This window comes from Streptomyces sp. NPDC004051, from assembly GCF_053604275.1.
This window is the reverse complement of sequence record NZ_JBSGHG010000015.1, coordinates 33,703-50,647: the sequence shown is the minus strand read 5'-3', so window position 1 is coordinate 50,647 and position 16,945 is coordinate 33,703. Positions and strand designations below refer to the sequence as shown.

The following is a 16,945-nucleotide window of genomic DNA, read 5'->3' as shown; positions in this document are numbered from 1 at the left end:
CCGCGCCAGCCTAGACACGCCGTACTCCCTCCACCGCGCCCCGGTCCGTCAACTGCTGCTGTGTGCACACGACTTGGGGTCGCGCCCGGCCAGACGTCCGGGGCCCTCCGCACCCCCGCCCGCCCTGCTGCTCCCAGGACCGGAACGCGGCCCAGCACACAGCGAGGGCTCCGGCGAGCACCGGCAGCCAGGCCAGCCGGGCGGCGATCCAGCCGAGGTCGTCGGGGAGGGTGTGCAGGCCGGGCAGGCGGCCGAGGAGGAGTCCGGTGGCGGTGGTCGCCATCAGGGCCGTCTGGTGCCAGAGGAAGATCGTCATCGCGGAGAGGTTGACCAGTGCCACCGCCGCCCACGCGACCGGCCGCCGCATCGCGTCCCGCAGCCGCTCCCGCAGCAGCAGCGCCAGTCCGCACTGGGCGAGGCCGAAGGTGACGGCGGCCAGGGTCGGCGGGTCGAGGTTGGAGACGGCGGCGCCCGGGACGCCGACCATCGAGGCCGGGTAGCCGGCCCAGGCGACGAGCGCGGCCGTGACCGCCGTACCGCCGACGAGCAGGAGCAGGCCGGAGCGGTGGCGTTCCAGCTCGCCCCGGGTCCAGGCGGCGCCCAGGGTGTAGGGGACCAGCCAGCCGGCCGCGAGGTTGATCCAGCCGAGCCAGGCGGGGCCGTCGAGACCGAAACGCACCACGTCCACGGGGAGGACGGCGGCGAGCGGCCACAGCGGGTGGAGCCGGGCCAGCAGCGGGGTCGCGGCGGTGAGGGCGGCGAAGACCAGCAGGAACCAGAGCGGGGACAGGGCGAGTTTCACCAGCGTGCGGACGGTCGCGTACTCGGTTCCGGAGAGCAGGAGCGCGACCGCGACGGCCGTCCACAGGCTGAGGACGGCGGCGACCGGCTTGAACAGCCGGGTCAGCCGGTCCCGCAGCCAGCGGTGGTACGGGACGCCCCGGGCGCGGGCCGAGGCGTACCCGCGGGTCGCCACATGGCCGCCGACCAGGAAGAACACGGCGAGGGTCTGGAACAGCCAGGAGACGGGCGCCAGCCAGGGCAGGTGCTGGAGGGGACTGGCCGTGCGCAGGGTGCCGCCGTCCGCGACGAGGGCGGTGACCAGCCAGTGGCCGAGGACGACACCGAGGACGGCGAGGGCGCGCAGGGCGTCCACGGCGCGGTCGCGGTGGGCGGGGGTGGCGGCGTCGACGCGGTCGGCAGCCTGCCGCAGGGCGTCGCGTACGGCGTTCGGGCTCAGGTCAGTCACGGGTCACCGCCGCGGTCCGGCCGAGGACGATCCGGGTCAGGTTGGCCAGGGAGGGGGAGCCGGGGTCGAAGTAGTCGCTGTGGCCGCCGTCGCCGGCCGCGAAGACCCGGGCGCCGAACTCCGGCGTGACGGGGTCGGCGCCGAAGCCGACGGTGGTGCCGAACAGATCGGCGCTGAGGTGCGGGACGTTCGCCACCCAGTCGTCGGCGCCCCGAGCCGCCCAGATCCGGGCCCGGGTGCGCAGCGCGGCGGCGGTGTCGACGCCGGTTCCCGGACTGCCGACGAGGACGATGTCGCCGACGTCCAGGTCGGCGGCGGCACCGGCGCACACGACCGAGCCGTAGGAGTGGCAGATCAGGGAGATGCGGGCGCGCGGACCGGAGACGGCGCGCACGTCGTCGACGAGGGAACGTAGTTCGGGGGCGGCCCGGTCGGCCCGGTCGGTGGTGGCGACGGCGACGTCGACCGTGCCGGGCGTCTCGTAGCCGAGCCAGGCGACGACCGCCGTCCGGGTGCCCGCCGGGGCCTCCCGGGTGAGCCGCGCGTGCAGGGCCTCGGCGGCGGCGCGGAACCGGCCGTAGGTGTCGATGCCGGTGTCGGAACCGGGGACCAGGACGGCGATCCGGTCGGCGTGCGCGAGGTCGCCGAGCACCTCGGTCACCAGCCCGGAGCCGCGGCCGTCGAAGGCGAGCAGTTGCCGGTCGGGGTCTGCCAGGGCGCGGTCGGCCGCCGCGCGCCGCCGGTCGCCGTGGTCGGCGGCCATCCGCGCCGCCGCCTCGGCGTCGGCGCGGTGGGCGGCGTAGGCGGCGTCGAGGGTGGCCGCGGTCGGCGGGGCGAGCCCGGCGGGGGCCGGAGCGGGGACCTGGGGCCGGGCCGCGCCGGCCACGGGCAGGGTCACGGCCGAGGCGATGAGAACGGCGAGTGCGGTACGGCGCCACCGGAGCCCCATGATGTTCTTCCCCCCTGTTCGCCCGGGTCATCGGGCTTGTCAGGGAAGGAAGTTACGGATCGGCGCGGGTAGTCCGCGTCCCACCAGGGGACTCACCCGGGAGGTAGCTCTCAGGTATGACGGGGCCGACGGGCACGACCGGGTACCCAGCGGCCCAGCGACCCGGCGGCCCGGCGGCCCGGTAGCCCAGCGGCCCGGTAGCCCGGCGGCCCGGTGACCCGGTGACCCGGTGACCCAGTAGCCCGGCGGCCCGGTGACCCGGTGGCCCGGTTCACCAGGCGAGTTGGGCGATCTCCTCCGCCACCACCGCGCAGGCGTCCGCCGCCGGGTCGATCAGCGGGAAGTGGCCGGCGTCCGCCAGCAGTGTCAGCCCGACCACCTCGCCGGCCTTCGCCGCCGCCTCCGCGTAGGACTCGGCGACCGCCTGCGGGACGTCGATGTCGTCCCGGCCCTGGACGAGGACCGTGGCGATGCCGGTGGGCAGCAGCAGCGCCGGGTCGGCGTAGGGCCGGCGTTCGGCGAAGTGCTCGTCGCCGCCCAGGAACTGGCGGGTCGCGCCGCCGCAGACGTCCAGCTTGTCGGCGACCTCGAAGTCGGCGGCCGGGGCGAGCGCGACGACCCCGCGCAGCGGGGCGGGGCGGTCGGTGCGCCACGGCGCGTCGGCGGGCAGGACGTGCCGGGCGGCGGCCCACAGCGCCAGATGGCCGCCGGCCGAGTGGCCGGTGAGCACCGTGCGGCGCGGGTCGGCCGTCGGCAGGTGCTGCCGGACCAGCTCGGGCAGGGCGTCCAGCGCGGCGGCGACGTCGTCGAAGGTGTCGGGCCACCGGCCCGCGACCGGGTCCCCGCCGGTCTCCGGCTCCGCACCGCGCCGGTATTCGACGCTGGCCACGGCGAAGCCCCGCCCGGCCAGGAACGCGGCGAACGGGCTGATGTGCCGCCGGTCGTAGGGGGCGCGCCAGGCGCCGCCGTGCAGGACGGCGACGACCGGCGCGGGGCCGCCCGTGCCGCGCGGCGCGTAGAAGTCGATCAGCTGGTCCGGGTGGTCGCCGTAGGCCGCGGTGGCGTCGGGGGCGACGGGCGGGTGGGAGAAGGCCGACTCCTCCTCGGCGGCGGCCCGGGCGGCTGCGGAGTCGTCCGACATGCTCCAACCTCTCAGCGATGAAACGTACTTGGCGGACGGGAGAAGACGTCGGCCGTTGGCCGGGACGGTATCAGCCCGACGACGGGCATGGACATGGGGATATCACGCTCGGTGAACACCCTGCGGAGCGGTTCGACAGCAGACCGTGCCGCACCGGCCTCCGCTCCCGTCCACACCCCGTCCACACCCGCACCGCGCGGGCACCGTCCCGGCCGGGCCGTCTCCTAGGCCCCGGTCCCCGCGGAGGCGTCCGTCGAGGTCTCCGCCAGGACGTCCGCCAGGAGCCGCGCCGCCCGCTCCACGTCCGCGAAGCCGACGTACAGCGGGGTGAAGCCGAAGCGGAGCACGTCCGGGCGGCGGAAGTCGCCGACGACCCCGCGCTCGATCAGCCGCTTCATCACGTCACCGGCGTCCGGGCAGCTCAGGGCGATCTGGCTGCCCCGCTCCCGGTGCGCGCGCGGGGTCACGCACGCGACCCTGTCCTCGGAGACGTACGCCTCGACGCACTCCAGGAAGAAGTCCGTCAGCGCGAGGGACTTGGCCCGCACCGCCTCGACCGTGACGCCGTCCCAGACCTCCAGCGCCGCCTCCAGGGCGAGCATGGAGAGGATGTCCGGGGTGCCGACCCGCCCGCGCAGCGCGCCCGGCGCCGGTTCGTACTCCGGGCGCATCCCGAAGGGCTCCGCGTGGGAGTTCCAGCCGGGCAGCGGGGAGTCGAAGAGGTGCTGCAGGTCCTCGCGCACGTACAGGAACGCCGGGGCGCCGGGGCCGCCGTTCAGGTACTTGTAGGTGCAACCGACCGCCAGGTCCACACGGTGCTCGTCCAGTCCGACCGGCAGCGCGCCCGCGCTGTGGCACAGGTCCCACACGACGTACGCCCCCGCCGCGTGCACGGCGGCCGTGAGCGAGGGGAGGTCGTGCAGCCTGCCGGTGCGGTAGTCGACGTGGTTGAGCAGCACGGCGGCGGTACGGGCGCCGAGCGCGCCCGCCACCTCGGACGGCGGTGCCGGACGCAGGGTGCAGCCGGTCATCCGGGCCGCCGACTCGGCGATGTAGCCGTCCGTGGGGAACGTGGTCGCGTCGACCACGATCTCGTCCCGCCCCGGATCCGTCCGCCGCGCCATCCGCACCGCGGCCACCAGCGCCTTGAACACGTTGACGCTGGTGGAGTCGCCGACCACGATCTGCCCGGCCGCCGCGCCGACCAGCGGCGCGATGCGGTCGCCGATCCGCTCGGGCGCCGTCCACCAGCCTTCTTCCGTCCAGGACCGGATGCGCAGCTCGCCCCACTCCCGGCGGACCACGTCCTCGATCCGGCCGGGGACGGCGGCGGGCAGCGCGCCCAGCGAGTTGCCGTCGAGGTAGACGGTCTCGCCGTCCTCCTCCAGCACGAACGCGGCCCGATGGACGGCCAGTTCGTCGGCCGCGTCCAATTTCAGGGCTTCCTCGGCCTTTACAGCTTTCACGGCTTCCTCGGCTTTCCCGACCGGTTCAGACATGGGATCGCGCCGTCCACAGCTCGGGGAACACGTTCTTCTGCGCCCGCTTCTCCAGCCAGGCCACCCCGGCGGAGCCTCCGGTGCCCGCCTTGGCGCCCATCGCGCGGCGGGTGGCGACCAGGTGGTCGTTGCGCCAGCGCCACACTAGTTCGGCGACATCGGTCAGCGCCTCGCCGAGGCGGGCCGTCTCGTCCCGCTCGTCACCCGAGTAGACGGCCGTCCAGACCGCCTCCACCTCCGGTGACGGCTCGTACCGCCGGGACACGTCGCGCCGCAGCACGTCCTCGGGGATCGCGTGCCCGCGCCGAGCGAGGAAGCGCAGCACCTCGTCGTACAGGCTCGGCTCGTGCAGCGCCTTCTCCAGCTCGGCGTGCGCCCGGGGCGCGCCCCGGTGCGGGACCAGCATGGACGCGGACTTGTCGCCGAGCAGGAACTCCAGGCGCCGGTACATCGCCGACTGGAAGCCGGAGCCCTCGCCGAGCGCGCCGCGGTAGGCGTTGAACTGGGCGGGAGTGAGCTGTCCGAGTGGTTTCCAGGAGGCGTTCAGCGCCTCCAGTTCCCGCACGGACCGCTTCAGCGCGTCGATCGCGGTCGGTACGTCGTCACCCCGCAGCGCGTTCGCCGCCGTCTCCCACTCGTGCACGATGACGGTGAACCACAGCTCCATCACCTGGGTCGTGACCAGGAAGACCATCTCTCCGGGATCGTCGGAGAGGGTGTGCTGGAGGTGGGTGAGGACATCCGCCCTGACGTAGTCCTCGTAGGGGGTCGTGCCCTCGAAGTCGAGATGCGGGGTCTCCGGCTCAAAAGCCTCGTGGGACATCGCTGTCTCCTGAAATGTACTCCGGGTAGCGGTCCGCCCCTGCCGTTACCGACACGGGGGCCCCGGTCCCCACGGTGCATCCTGCTCATGGTCACCCACGACCGCAAGGTCCGCCCGGTGTGAACATCGCCGGGCCTGCCGGGGGCCCGATTCCCTGAGACGATCGGGTCATGGGCCGCGGAGCGCGCAACGGCCGCAAGGAGTCGAGCGGCCACGAGGAGCCGACGGGAAGGGGGCGTCGGCTGCGCGGGCTGCCCGCCGCGATCATCGTGGCCGCACTCGTCCTCAGCTTCTTCACCCGAGGGGGTCTCAACACGTTCCCCCTGCTCGTGGCAGCCCCGGTGGCGGCCGCGCCGCTTCTCTCCCTGCGCGGGACGATCGCCACCGGCGTGGCGGCGAACCTCGTGGGGCTCGGCCTCGTGTTCCTGAGAAGAGAGCCGACCCCCGACGAGCTCGTCCCGTTCAGCAGCCTGGTCGTTCTCACCGTCGTCGCGGCGTTCCTCAACGTGCTGCTGACCCGCGACCGGGCGGACCTGAGAACGAGCCGCGAGGTGGCGGCCGTGCTGCAGCGGGCGGTGCTCCCGGACCTGCCCGACCGGGTGGGGCGGCTGGCCGTGGCCACCCGGTACGAGGTCGCCCACAAGGAGGCCTCCATCGGCGGTGACCTCTTCGCGGTCCACGAGACGCCCCACGGCATCCGGATGCTCATCGCCGACGTGCGCGGCAAGGGGGTCGAGGCGGCCCGTACCGTCAACGCCCTGCTCGGCTCGTTCCACGAGGCCAGCGACCACCGACCGGATCTGCCGGGCGTCGTCCGGCAGCTGGAGGACCGGATGCAGTCGGGCATCAGACACGCGAGCGGAGCGGAAGCCGAGTCGTTCGCCACGGCCGTCGTCGCGGAGCTTCCCCCCGACTACTCCGTGCTCCGCGTCGCCAACCGGGGCCACGAGGCGCCCCTGCTGGTCCACGAGGGCAAGGCGCTCCTGCTGGAACCGACCGCGCCGGCGCTGCCCCTGGGCCTCGACCTCCTCGACGCCGACGACGAGATCCCGGTCGACCTGTTCGACCTGCCCGTCGGGGCCACCCTGGTGCTGTACACCGACGGCATCAACGAGGCCCGCGACGCGGACGGGACCTTCTTCGACCCCGTTCCGGCACTCTCCCGGCACTTTCCGCCCGACCCGGACGCGGTACTCGACGCCGTCCTCTCCGCCGTCTCCCGGCACACCGGGGGGAATCTCCAGGACGACGCCGCCCTCCTCGCCGTCACCCTGGACCCGCCCGCGTCGACCGCCTCGGACACGTCGGGCGCCACCGCACGGCCCCGGGAGGGCGCCTCGCCGTAGATGGCAGACTGGCGGCATGACCACTCAGAAGAACCTGCTCGGTGGCCCGGACCCCACGCACCTGCCGGAGAACGAGGAGGCGTACCGCCTGCTCGCCGAGGACTCCCTGCCTCCGGCCGAGGTGGTGGCGAAGTTCCCCACGTTCTCGCTGGCCTGGGCCATGCTCGCCGACGACGCCTTCGAGGCGGGGCGAGTGGTGGAGTCGTACGCGTACGCCCGGACGGGTTACCACCGGGGGCTCGACGCGCTGCGCCGGGCCGGCTGGAAGGGCCACGGCCCGATCCCCTGGAGCCACCGCGCCAACCGCGGCTTCCTGCGCTGCCTCGCCGCCCTCGCCCGCGCCGCCGAGGCGATCGAGGAGAAGGACGAGGCGGAGCGGTGCCGCCAGTTCCTCCAGGACAGCAGCGCCGAGGCGTACGAGGAGCTGAAGCGGGCTTAGAGTCCCGGACTCCCGGGCACCTAGGTTCCGGGCATCCGGGGCCCGGGCGGCGGTGGTGTTTCACGTGAAACACCACCTTTCCGCCCCGTCCCGGGCTCGAGTTCGGTCTCGGCCTCCAGCGGGGGCACGGCCACGCTGCCGTGGGTACGGCATTCGGGGCGCCGGCAGCCCGGCGCGGGACGCCGTACGGTCGCGAAGGCGAGGGCCGAGCCGACCACCAGGACCCCGGCGCACAGCACCATCGCCTGCCGGAACGCCTCGTTGAAGGCGTCCGGCTCCCGGTACGCCTCCGGCCCCATCCCGACCAGCAGCGGCAGCGCGGCCACCGCCACCAGGCCGGCCGCGCGGGCCGCCGCGTTGTTGATGCCGCTGGCCAGGCCCGCTCGCGCGGTCTCCACGGCGGCGAGGACGGTCGCGGTCAGCGGCGCCACCAGGGTGACCATGCCGAGGCCCAGCACCAGCAGCGCCGGCAGCACATCGGTGAGGTACGAGGCGCCCGGCCCGACCCGCGTCATCAGCAGCATCCCGGCGGCACACAGCAGCGGTCCGACGGTGAGCGGGATGCGCGGCCCGATGCGGTCGCCGAGCTCGCCGGAGCGGGCCGAGAGCAGCAGCATCATCGCGGTCGTGGGCAGCAGGGCCGTGCCGGCGGCGAGCGCGGACCAGCCGACGGCGACCTGGAGCTGGAGCGCGGCGAGGAAGAAGAAACCGCCGAAGGCCGCGTACACGCACAGCGTGACGACGTTGACCGCCGTGAACTGGCGGGAGGCGAAGACGTCCAGCGGCATCATCGGGTGCTCGCGGTGTTTCTCCACGGCCACGAAGGCGACGGCGGCGGCCAGTCCGGCGACGGCGGCGACCGCGACCACCGGAGAGCCCCCACCGGCCTCGATCAGCGCGTACGTCACCAGGGCGAGGGCGAGCGCGCCGAGGACCGCGCCGAGCACGTCGAAGCGGCCGGTGGCCTGCTGCCCGCCGTCCGACTCCGGTACGTGGCGCACGGCGATCGGGGCGCACACCACGGCCAGCGGCACATTGATCAGGAACACCCAGCGCCAGCCCGGCCCGTCCACCAGCCAGCCGCCGAGGAACGGGCCGACCGCCGCGCCGATCCCGCCGAAGCCGGACCACAGGCCCACCGCCCGGCCCCGGTCGTCGGGATGGAAGGACGCCTGGATCAGGGCGAGCGAGCCGGGCGTGAGCAGCGCGCCGCCGACGCCCTGCAGGGCGCGGGCGGCGATCAGCACACCGGCGTTCGGGGCGATACCGCACAGCAGGGAGGCCGTCGCGAACCACAGCACCCCGACGACGAACACCTTCCGGCGGCCGAACCGGTCCCCCAGCGCCCCGCCCAGCAGGATCAGCCCGGCCAGCGTGACCATGTACGCGTTGACCGTCCACTGCAGGGCGGCGAGGTCCGCGTCGAGGTCGCGGCCGATGCGCGGGAGGGCGACGTTGACGACGGTGGAGTCCAGCAGGGCCATGCTGGAACCGAGCACCGTGGTCAGCAGGATCCACTTGCCCTGCGGGGAGGCCAGCCGGACATCGGGCATACGGGGAGCATACGGAAGAGCCCGGCACCTGGGCAGGTGCCGGGCTCGACGCGTACGAGCGGGTTACTTGATCCGGGTGCCCGTGGAGCGCAGGTTCCGGCAGGCCTCGACGATGCGCGCGGACATCGACGCCTCGGCCAGCTTGCCCCAGGTGCGCGGGTCGTAGGTCTTCTTGGAGCCGACCTCGCCGTCGACCTTCAGGACACCGTCGTAGTTCTTGAACATGTGGTCGACGACCGGACGCGTGAAGGCGTACTGCGTGTCCGTGTCGATGTTCATCTTGACCACGCCGTTCTCCAGGGCGGTCAGGATCTCCTGCTCGCTGGAGCCCGAGCCGCCGTGGAAGACGAAGTCGAACGGCTGCGAGCCGGCCGGCTTGCCGTACTTGGCGGCGGTGCCCTCGTTGAGCTCCTTCAGCAGCTCGGGACGGAGGACCACGTTGCCCGGCTTGTACACGCCGTGCACGTTGCCGAAGGACGCGGCCAGCAGGTAGCGGCCCTTCTCGCCGAGGCCGAGCGCCTCCGCCGTGCGGATCGCGTCGTCGACCGTGGTGTAGAGGGAGTCGTTGATCTCGTGCGAGACGCCGTCCTCCTCACCGCCGGTCGGGGTGATCTCGACCTCGAGGATGATCTTCGCGGCGCGGGCGCGCTCCAGCAGCTCCTGGGCGATGCTCAGGTTGTCGGCGAGCGTCTCGGCGGAGCCGTCCCACATGTGGGACTGGAACAGCGGGTTGCGGCCGGCCTTGACCCGCTCCTCCGAGACGGCGAGCAGCGGACGGACGTACCCGTCGAGCTTGTCCTTCGGGCAGTGGTCCGTGTGCAGGGCGATGTTGACGTCGTACTTCTCGGCGACGATGTGCGCGAACTCGGCCAGGGCGACCGCGCCGGTCACCATCTCCTTCTTGTGCTGGCCGCCCAGGAACTCGGCGCCGCCCGTGGAGATCTGGACGATGCCGTCGCTCTCCGCCTCGGCGAAGCCGCGCAGTGCCGCGTGCAGGGTCTGGGACGAGGTGACGTTGATGGCCGGGTAGGCGAACTTTCCTGCCTTCGCCCGGTCCAGCATCTCGTTGTAGACCTCGGGAGTTGCGATGGGCATCTGTCCGCTCCTTATGCGTGCGGTGTGGCGTACTGGGTGCTGTCGGCCCTGACCTGGAACCTTGGATGCGACGTCATTGTCGGCCCCATCCTCCCAGACGTGCCCGGCTGGTCGACGGCGCAGGTCAAGTCGTTATGTCGGAGCTTGTCGGACGGAGGACCGGCCGGTCGGCCGCGATCTCAGTCCAGACCGAGCTGGTCCTTGCCGAAGGCGAACAGGTACGGCACCCCGGCGCCCTCCTGGATCTTCTCGGCGGCGCCGGTCGCCCGGTCGACGATGGTCGCGACGGCCACCACCTCGGCGCCGGCCTCGCGCACGGCCTCGACGGCGGTGAGCGGGGAGCCGCCGGTGGTGGAGGTGTCCTCGACGACCAGGACCCGGCGGCCCTTGACGTCCGGGCCCTCCACGCGCCGCTGCAGGCCGTGCGCCTTGGCCGCCTTGCGGACCACGAAGGCGTCCAGCCTCCGGCCGCGCGCGGCGGCGGCGTGCAGCATGGCGGCGGCCACCGGGTCGGCGCCCATGGTCAGCCCGCCGACCGCGTCGAACTCCAGCCCGTCGGTGAGGTCCAGCAGCACCTGGCCGACCAGCGGGGCGGCCTCGCCGTCCAGGGTGACGCGGCGCAGATCGACGTAGTAGTCGGCCTCGAGACCCGAGGAGAGGGTCACCTTGCCGTGCACCACGGCCTTGTCCTTGATCTGCTGCAGCAGCGCGCTGCGTACCTCGCTCATGGCAGCCAGGGTAGACGGCCTCAGAGCCCGCGCCAGGTCCAGGTGGTCGTGGCCTCCAGCGGTTCCAGTGGGGTGACCAGGCGCGGGTGGCTGTTCAGCCCGTCGGGCGGACCGGTCTGTGGCTCCACGCAGACGGCCTCGCGCTGCTCGTCGTAGACCACCACCCACTCCTCGCGGCTGGTCACCTTCAGCTCCAGCCGCCCCGGCCAGGTGAGGGTGACGTCGACGCCGCCCGGCATGCCGAAGCAGTCGTCCCAGGGGCCCGGCCTCGGGTCGATCCGCCGGCCGGTGGGCAGGTGGTCGTCGCCGCGCTCCTCCTGCCACGCGGGCGTGAAGTCGATGCGTACGTCCGCTGCGTCTGCTGCGCCTGCCGTGTCCGTGCCGTCGAGGGCGCGGTTGAACCAGGGGTGCCAGCCGACCTGCGCGGGGAAGGAGGACTCGTACGTCTCGACGGCCATGGCCAGGGTCAGCGAGTCCGCACCGAGCGTGATCACCTGCGTCACCCGCCCGGAGTACGGCCAGGGCTCCCCGAGGTCGTACGTGATCACGGCCTCGTCCCGGCTCGCCCGGGCGGTACGCCAGACGGCGTCGCGGGCGGTGCCGTGGATGGCGTTCGGCGGGGCGTTCAGCGGCATCCGGTGGACGGTGGCGCCGTTCCGGAACCGGCCGTCCCGGATCCGCCCGCACCAGGGAACCATCGGGAAGCACCCGTAGCGGTCGCCCTGGCGCAGCAGCTCGACGCCCCCGACCCGCAGTCCCGAGACCCGCCCGCCGTTTTCCGGCCGCACGGTGACCTCCGCGTCGCCCGCGGTCAGAGTGATGTCCTTGTTGCTCACGGGACGACCCTACTGGGGTGATCAAGAGGGCATCCCGGGTTTCGGGCCGGGCCCGCGCCCCGGATCGGGGTCAGCGGCGTCTGCGCAGTGCCCGCACGGCGACGATCGCCGAGGCCACCGCCAGGGCGGCCGCCGGGGCGGCCCAGCGCAGGGGGGTGACCGTGGAGACGGTCTGCGGGGCGGGGACGGGTGCGTAACGGCCCCGGGGCGGGGCGTGGTCCACCTCCTCGGCACTGCGGCCGATCATCGTGCGCCGCGCGTGCGCCGCCTCGGCGACGGTGTCGTCGGCGCCGTCAAGGTCGTCGAGGTCGTCGAGGTCGTCGACACCGTCGATGCCGTCGATGCCGTCGAACGCATCCACATCGTCCGTGACGTCCGCGAGATCCGTGTCGTCCACATCGCCTGTGAAATCTGCAGCGTCCACGTCACCCCCGATGTCGTCCTCGGTCTCCTCCCGGGGCGCGGGGTCGAGGGGCGGCGGGGGGACGGCCTCCGGGTCGAAGACGGGGGCCGGTGCGGGGGCCGGAGGCTCGTCCGCCGCCGTTCCCAGGTTCTCCGCGAAACGGTTCAGGAGGCGGGCCACCGCCGACGCCACCGCGTCCGCCGGGAGCTCCGTGACCCGGCCGTCGGCCGTCGCCGTGCCGTCGACGGTGAGCGTGGCGCCGCCCTCCGCGGCCAGCGGGCGCAGCCGCAGCGCCAGTTTCACCGCACCGGTGCCGCGCGTCTCGACGGCGTCGCCCTCGACGGCGTAGGAACCGTCCTCGTGCCGGGAGAGCCGTACGGAGCCCCGGTAGGTGATGGAGTGGCTGCCGACGCGGAACTTCAGCCGGCCGGCGACCGGATCCGTCCCGGCGTCGTGCTGGAGCCCCGGCACCGCGCGGGCGACCCGCGCGGGGTCGTCCAGCGCCTCCCTGAGCCGCTCCACCGGAACCGGAACAAACACCTCGTGCTCCATGACTGCGGAGCCTACCCACGGCGGCGCCGGGCTGTATCCCCGTCGGCGCGAAAGAGCGGCTCAGCGGGCGTACCTGGGGTGCAGCAGCGTCGACGGCGGCAGGTCGGGGACCCGGGTGCGCGCGGCGGCTCGCGCACCGGCCGCGAGGGAGCCGTCGGTGAGGGTGCGCGGACGGGGACCGGACGGGTCCAGGCGCAGCTCGGGGACGGAGCGGGCGGCCAGGACGAAGCCCCGGTCGCCCCTGCTGTACGGGCGGGTGCGGAAGCCGGCCGAGCGGACCGTCGACTCCACCGTCCAGAACGTCCGGGGCCGGGACACCACCGGCCCGGCGTGCACCACGAGCCGCCCGCCGGGCGCCAGGACGCGCCGGGCCAGACCGTAGAACTCCTGCGAGTACAGCTTGGTGCTCTCGGTGGCCTCCGGGCGCGGCAGGTCGGAGACCACCACGTCGTACGTCGCCGGGGGTGCCCGGCGCAGCCAGTCGAAGGCGTCCGCGGTGCTGACGCGGACGCGCGGGTCGTCCAGGGCGTGGTCGTTCAGCTCGGACAGGGCCGGGTCGCGGCGGGCCAGCCGCACGACGCCCGCGTCGAGCGCGACGACGTCGACCCGCCGCACACCGCGGTGGCGCAGCACCTCGCGGGCGGCCAGTCCGTCACCGCCGCCGAGGACGAGCACGCGCGCCTGCGGGCCGGTCATCGCGGGGTGCGCGAGCGCCTCGTGGTAGCGGAGTTCGTCCCGGCTGCCGGCCCGCAGCCGGCCGTCCAGGAACAGGTCCAGGGGCCGGCCGTCGAGGCCGCCGGTGAGCACCACTTCCTGCGCGTCGGTCTGCAGGGCGACCCGGACGTCCGAGCCGTACATGGCGTGGCGGGCGGCCCGCTCGAAGTCGTCGGCGAGCAGGACGGCCGAGCCGAGGACGGCCAGCACGCAGAGGTTGGCGATCAGCAGCAGCCGGCGGGCACGGCGGGTCAGGTCCTGCCGGAAGAGGCCGAGCACCAGCGCGCCGCCGACCACCGTGTTGACCGCGCCGGTGATCAGCGTCCCCGTCAACTGGCCCAGGAACGGCAGGAGGAGGAAGGGGAAGGCGAGCCCGCCGACGAGAGCGCCGACGTAGTCCGCGGCGAACAGGTCGGCCACCGCGCCGCCCGCGTCCTGGCGGCGGATCCGCTGGATCAGCTCCATCAGCAGCGGCACCTCGGCCCCGATCAGCAGGCCGACGGCGAGGGAGAAGGCGACCAGCAGGACGTGCGGGCCGTGGACCCACGGCCCGCCCCAGGAACCGGTCCAGGCGAAGACGGCGTACAGGGCCATCGCGCTGCACCCGCCGACCAGGGCGAGCACGGCCTCGACGGCGCCGAAACCGGCCGCCGCGTGCCGGCGCAGCCGCTTGGCGGCCAGCGAGCCGATCCCCATGGCGAAGACCATGACGGACAGCACGACGGACGCCTGGGTCACCGAGTCGCCCATCAGGTACGAGGCCAGTGCCACGAGCTCGAGCTCGTACACGAGTCCGCAGGCCGCGCAGACGAACACCCCGGCGAGGACCAGGAACCGGCCGGTGCCCTGCCGCACCGGCAGCTTCAGCTGGCTGTCCGAAGGGCCGCCGCCGCTGCCGCCCGGCCTGTCCCGGGGTTGCGTGGGACGGGTCGGGGCGAGGGCCTGCGGTTCGATCACCCCTGCGACGTTACGTTACGCCTCCGGTGCGGACCGTCACCCACACGTGTGGTGTTTGTTTCACGCTGACGGAGCCGCTGACGGAACCTCCGCGACGCCCCTCAGACGGCCGCCTTCACCCGTACGCCCACCCTCGTCCGGGTCATCACCAGCTGGCCGTCCTGGGGATAGGCGTGCCAGGTCCGCCAGTGGACCTGGTTCTCGTGGCGCTGGGCGAGCATCGCGGTGAACGCGTGCGGACTCCCGGGGAACACCCCGGCGAGGCCCTGGGGATGGTCGGAGACCAGGGCGAGCAACTCCTGCGCGCGCCCCCCGAAGGAACCGGGGGAGAGCATCTCCACCCGGGCGGCGAACTCGTACTCCCAGTCGCCCACCTGTTCGGCGACACCCAGCGGAAGGGGCGTGCTGCTGCCCGGAAGGCAGGCCACCGTCTCCGAGCAGACCCCCCGGTCCTCTTCCAGCAGCACCTGGTGGGACGCGCCGAGGAGCCTCAACTGGACCTTGGCTCCGGTCAGTTCGAGGTCGAGCGTGGCCAGCGCGGGGAGCGGCTCGCGCCCCAGGGCCCAGGCGAGGTCGGCCGCGCGCGTGTCGGTGTAGGAGGTGGTCAGAGTCGTGAGCATGAATCGGCTCCGCAAGCGGACAAGGAGGGGCAGGAGAGGGAGACGGAGGCACCGCCGCACCCCGGTGGCGCCGGGGAGTTCGGCCCGTCAGCCCGTTCGGCCGTTCGGCCGGTCGGAAAGGGGATCCGCAGGGCGTCGGAGGGCTGTGCCGGTGATTTAGAGGGAATCACGAACTGTGCTGCTGCCACAGCGTTTTTACCCAACTTCGTGGGCTTTCCATCCCCCCGGGGGCTCTCCAGATCACCTGTTCAACCCAGCGCACACCTGACGCATACGCGGGCGCGTACGCGGGCGCACAGCACGGTGGGGCCCGCACCGGGCGCGGACCCCACCGTCGCGGACGCGTCACCCCCGTACGGAGGCAGGCCCCCCGTCAGCTGCCTCCACCGCATCCGCCGCCGCCCCCGCACGACGACCCGCCCCCGCAGGACGAACCGCCGGAGGACGAGTCACTCCCACAGGACACCCCGCCGTGACTCCCCCCTGCCCCGACGGAGTTGCCCCCCGAATCCCCGGCCCACCAACTGCCGCGCCGGCTCCTGGACGCCCCCGTCCGGCGACCGGAACGGCGTCCCGGCGCCGCCGCGAACGCCTTGTACAGCACGAAGACCAGCGCGAAGAGCAGAACCAAGGTGATGCCGATGACCATGACGCCACCGTCCTTTCGTCCCCCGTGAATCCCCCGAAGCAGCCCCCCGTGGGTGCCTCGCTCACGCGTGTGGACGGGAGATGCCCGCCGCCCGCACAAGCCAAAGCAGACTTGAGGAACTCCAGAGGTTCGGCGCAGGATGGCCGGTATGACCTCCAGCGCGCGGCCCCTCCTGAACCGTCGGCTCGCCGAGTTCGGGACCACGATCTTCGCGGAGATGTCCGCCCTGGCCCTGCGGACCGGTTCCCTCAACCTCGGCCAGGGCTTCCCCGACACCGACGGCCCCGAGGAGATCAGGGAGGCGGCGGTGCGGGCGCTGCGCGACGGCCGCGGCAACCAGTACCCGCCCGGCCCCGGCGTCCCCGAGCTGCGCACCGCGATCGCCGCACACCAGCAGCGCCGCTACGGCCTGTCCCACGACCCCGACACGGAGGTCCTGGTCACCGCCGGCGCCACCGAGGCGATCGCCGCCGCCCTGCTCGCGCTGCTGGAGCCCGGCGACGAGGTGATCGCCCTGGAGCCGTACTACGACTCCTACGCGGCCTGCATCGCCATGGCGGGCGCCACTCGCGTGCCGGTCACCCTGCGCCCACGCGGGGGCCGTTTCCGCCTCGACCTCGACGAGCTGCGCGACGCCGTCACCGACCGCACCCGCCTGCTGCTGATCAACACCCCGCACAACCCGACCGGCACCGTCCTCACCCGCGAGGAGCTGTCCGCGATCGCCGCGCTGGCCGTCGAACGCGACCTGCTGGTGATCACCGACGAGGTCTACGAGCACCTGGTCTTCGACGACGCCGAACACATCCCCCTGGCCACCTTCCCCGGCATGCGGGAGCGCACGGTGACCATCTCCAGCGCGGGCAAGACCTTCTCCTTCACCGGCTGGAAGGTCGGCTGGGTGACGGGCGCCCCCGCCCTGGTCACCGCGGTCCGCTCGGCCAAGCAGTTCCTGACCTACGTCTCCGCGGGCCCCTTCCAGTACGCCGTCGCCGAGGCCCTCGCCCTGCCGGACGCGTACTTCGACGACTTCCGCACCGACCACCAGCGCAAGCGCGACCTGCTGGCGAAGGGTCTGAGCGCCGCCGGCTTCGAGGTCTACCGCCCCCAGGGCACGTACTTCATCACCACCGACATCGCCCCCTTCGGCGAGAAGGACGCCCACGCCTTCTGCCGCGCCCTCCCCGAACGCTGCGGCGTCGTCGCCGTCCCCAACTCCGTCTTCTACGACGACCCGGAAGCCGGCCGCAGCCAGGTCCGCTTCGCCTTCTGCAAGAAGGACGACGTCCTCCACGAGGCCGCCGGCCGCCTGCAACACCTGGCGCCCTGACATCGCGCCCCCAGCCCGGTCCGGGCTGGGGGCGCGTCGGGCTCACGGGGCGCTCACTGCTT

At 73.5% G+C, this 16,945-nt stretch carries 15 protein-coding genes; 3 read left to right on the top strand and 12 right to left on the bottom strand.

Annotated features, from left to right (window positions below; genetic code table 11):
• Nucleotides 1-10: 10 nt before the first annotated feature.
• From ACWEQO_RS17855 to ACWEQO_RS17835, 5 genes are all read right to left on the bottom strand, one after another.
• Complete coding sequence (locus ACWEQO_RS17855; protein WP_452984086.1) at nucleotides 11-1,249, bottom strand: acyltransferase family protein; 1,239 nt, start codon at nucleotides 1,247-1,249, stop codon at nucleotides 11-13.
• Nucleotides 1,242-2,198, bottom strand: a complete 957-nt coding sequence (locus ACWEQO_RS17850; RefSeq protein ID WP_452984084.1) for an alpha/beta hydrolase — start codon at nucleotides 2,196-2,198, stop codon at nucleotides 1,242-1,244. Before ACWEQO_RS17850 ends, ACWEQO_RS17855 begins: the two co-directional genes overlap by 8 nt.
• 271 nt (nucleotides 2,199-2,469) lie before the next feature.
• A complete protein-coding gene (locus ACWEQO_RS17845; protein ID WP_452984082.1) occupies nucleotides 2,470-3,339 on the bottom strand; it encodes an alpha/beta hydrolase in 870 nt (289 codons plus the stop codon).
• 224 nt (nucleotides 3,340-3,563) lie between these two features.
• Complete coding sequence (gene kynU / locus ACWEQO_RS17840) at nucleotides 3,564-4,838, bottom strand: kynureninase (RefSeq protein WP_452984080.1); 1,275 nt, start codon at nucleotides 4,836-4,838, stop codon at nucleotides 3,564-3,566.
• Nucleotides 4,831-5,661, bottom strand: a complete 831-nt coding sequence (locus tag ACWEQO_RS17835) for a tryptophan 2,3-dioxygenase family protein (RefSeq protein WP_452984078.1) — start codon at nucleotides 5,659-5,661, stop codon at nucleotides 4,831-4,833. Before ACWEQO_RS17835 ends, kynU begins: the two co-directional genes overlap by 8 nt.
• Before the next feature lie 170 nt (nucleotides 5,662-5,831).
• Between ACWEQO_RS17835 and ACWEQO_RS17830 the strand changes: the two genes are divergently transcribed.
• Both ACWEQO_RS17830 and ACWEQO_RS17825 read left to right on the top strand, forming a co-directional pair.
• Nucleotides 5,832-7,007, top strand: coding sequence for a PP2C family protein-serine/threonine phosphatase (locus ACWEQO_RS17830; protein WP_452984076.1), 1,176 nt, complete (start codon nucleotides 5,832-5,834; stop codon nucleotides 7,005-7,007).
• A 16-nt stretch (nucleotides 7,008-7,023) separates the two neighbouring features.
• Nucleotides 7,024-7,446: a DUF3151 domain-containing protein gene (locus ACWEQO_RS17825; protein WP_452984074.1), complete on the top strand. Its 423-nt coding sequence runs from the start codon at nucleotides 7,024-7,026 to the stop codon at nucleotides 7,444-7,446.
• Between the two features lie 20 nt (nucleotides 7,447-7,466).
• Here ACWEQO_RS17825 and ACWEQO_RS17820 read toward each other — a convergent pair whose 3' ends face one another.
• The 7 genes from ACWEQO_RS17820 to ACWEQO_RS17790 all read right to left on the bottom strand — a co-directional run bounded on the left by ACWEQO_RS17820 (nucleotide 7,467) and on the right by ACWEQO_RS17790 (nucleotide 14,904).
• The gene (locus ACWEQO_RS17820) at nucleotides 7,467-8,999 is read right to left on the bottom strand and encodes an MFS transporter (RefSeq protein WP_452984072.1); all 1,533 of its coding nucleotides are present in this window, start codon (nucleotides 8,997-8,999) and stop codon (nucleotides 7,467-7,469) included.
• A gap of 63 nt (nucleotides 9,000-9,062) precedes the next feature.
• Complete coding sequence (gene fbaA / locus ACWEQO_RS17815; protein WP_361454707.1) at nucleotides 9,063-10,094, bottom strand: class II fructose-bisphosphate aldolase; 1,032 nt, start codon at nucleotides 10,092-10,094, stop codon at nucleotides 9,063-9,065.
• 179 nt (nucleotides 10,095-10,273) lie between these two features.
• Entirely contained in the window at nucleotides 10,274-10,822 is a 549-nt protein-coding gene (gene pyrE / locus ACWEQO_RS17810) for an orotate phosphoribosyltransferase (RefSeq protein WP_452984070.1), read from the bottom strand.
• Nucleotides 10,823-10,842: 20 nt separating this feature from the next.
• The gene (locus ACWEQO_RS17805; RefSeq protein WP_452984068.1) at nucleotides 10,843-11,658 is read right to left on the bottom strand and encodes an aldose epimerase family protein; all 816 of its coding nucleotides are present in this window, start codon (nucleotides 11,656-11,658) and stop codon (nucleotides 10,843-10,845) included.
• Nucleotides 11,659-11,728: 70 nt separating this feature from the next.
• A complete protein-coding gene (locus ACWEQO_RS17800) occupies nucleotides 11,729-12,613 on the bottom strand; it encodes an SRPBCC domain-containing protein (RefSeq protein ID WP_452984066.1) in 885 nt (294 codons plus the stop codon).
• Nucleotides 12,614-12,673: 60 nt separating this feature from the next.
• On the bottom strand, nucleotides 12,674-14,284 hold the full coding sequence (locus ACWEQO_RS17795) for a polyamine aminopropyltransferase (protein ID WP_452984064.1): 1,611 nt from the start codon (nucleotides 14,282-14,284) through the stop codon (nucleotides 12,674-12,676).
• 101 nt (nucleotides 14,285-14,385) lie between these two features.
• Nucleotides 14,386-14,904: a DUF2617 family protein gene (locus ACWEQO_RS17790; RefSeq protein ID WP_361454692.1), complete on the bottom strand. Its 519-nt coding sequence runs from the start codon at nucleotides 14,902-14,904 to the stop codon at nucleotides 14,386-14,388.
• Between the two features lie 788 nt (nucleotides 14,905-15,692).
• On the opposite strand from ACWEQO_RS17790, the gene ACWEQO_RS17785 reads away from it, so the two are divergent.
• Nucleotides 15,693-16,883: a pyridoxal phosphate-dependent aminotransferase gene (locus tag ACWEQO_RS17785; RefSeq protein WP_452984062.1), complete on the top strand. Its 1,191-nt coding sequence runs from the start codon at nucleotides 15,693-15,695 to the stop codon at nucleotides 16,881-16,883.
• Nucleotides 16,884-16,945 lie beyond the last annotated feature (62 nt).

Excerpts from the sequence above, each read along its gene's own strand:
- ACWEQO_RS17850 (WP_452984084.1), bottom strand. The coding sequence starts at position 2,198 with ATGGGGCTCCGGTGGCGCCGTACCGCACTCGCCGTTCTCATCGCCTCG.
- ACWEQO_RS17845 (WP_452984082.1), bottom strand. The coding sequence starts at position 3,339 with ATGTCGGACGACTCCGCAGCCGCCCGGGCCGCCGCCGAGGAGGAGTCG.
- kynU (WP_452984080.1), bottom strand. The coding sequence starts at position 4,838 with ATGTCTGAACCGGTCGGGAAAGCCGAGGAAGCCGTGAAAGCTGTAAAG.
- ACWEQO_RS17835 (WP_452984078.1), bottom strand. The coding sequence starts at position 5,661 with ATGTCCCACGAGGCTTTTGAGCCGGAGACCCCGCATCTCGACTTCGAG.
- ACWEQO_RS17830 (WP_452984076.1), top strand. The coding sequence starts at position 5,832 with ATGGGCCGCGGAGCGCGCAACGGCCGCAAGGAGTCGAGCGGCCACGAG.
- ACWEQO_RS17825 (WP_452984074.1), top strand. The coding sequence starts at position 7,024 with ATGACCACTCAGAAGAACCTGCTCGGTGGCCCGGACCCCACGCACCTG.
- ACWEQO_RS17820 (WP_452984072.1), bottom strand. The coding sequence starts at position 8,999 with ATGCCCGATGTCCGGCTGGCCTCCCCGCAGGGCAAGTGGATCCTGCTG.
- fbaA (WP_361454707.1), bottom strand. The coding sequence starts at position 10,094 with ATGCCCATCGCAACTCCCGAGGTCTACAACGAGATGCTGGACCGGGCG.
- pyrE (WP_452984070.1), bottom strand. The coding sequence starts at position 10,822 with ATGAGCGAGGTACGCAGCGCGCTGCTGCAGCAGATCAAGGACAAGGCC.
- ACWEQO_RS17800 (WP_452984066.1), bottom strand. The coding sequence starts at position 12,613 with ATGGAGCACGAGGTGTTTGTTCCGGTTCCGGTGGAGCGGCTCAGGGAG.
- ACWEQO_RS17790 (WP_361454692.1), bottom strand. The coding sequence starts at position 14,904 with ATGCTCACGACTCTGACCACCTCCTACACCGACACGCGCGCGGCCGAC.
- ACWEQO_RS17785 (WP_452984062.1), top strand. The coding sequence starts at position 15,693 with ATGGCCGGTATGACCTCCAGCGCGCGGCCCCTCCTGAACCGTCGGCTC.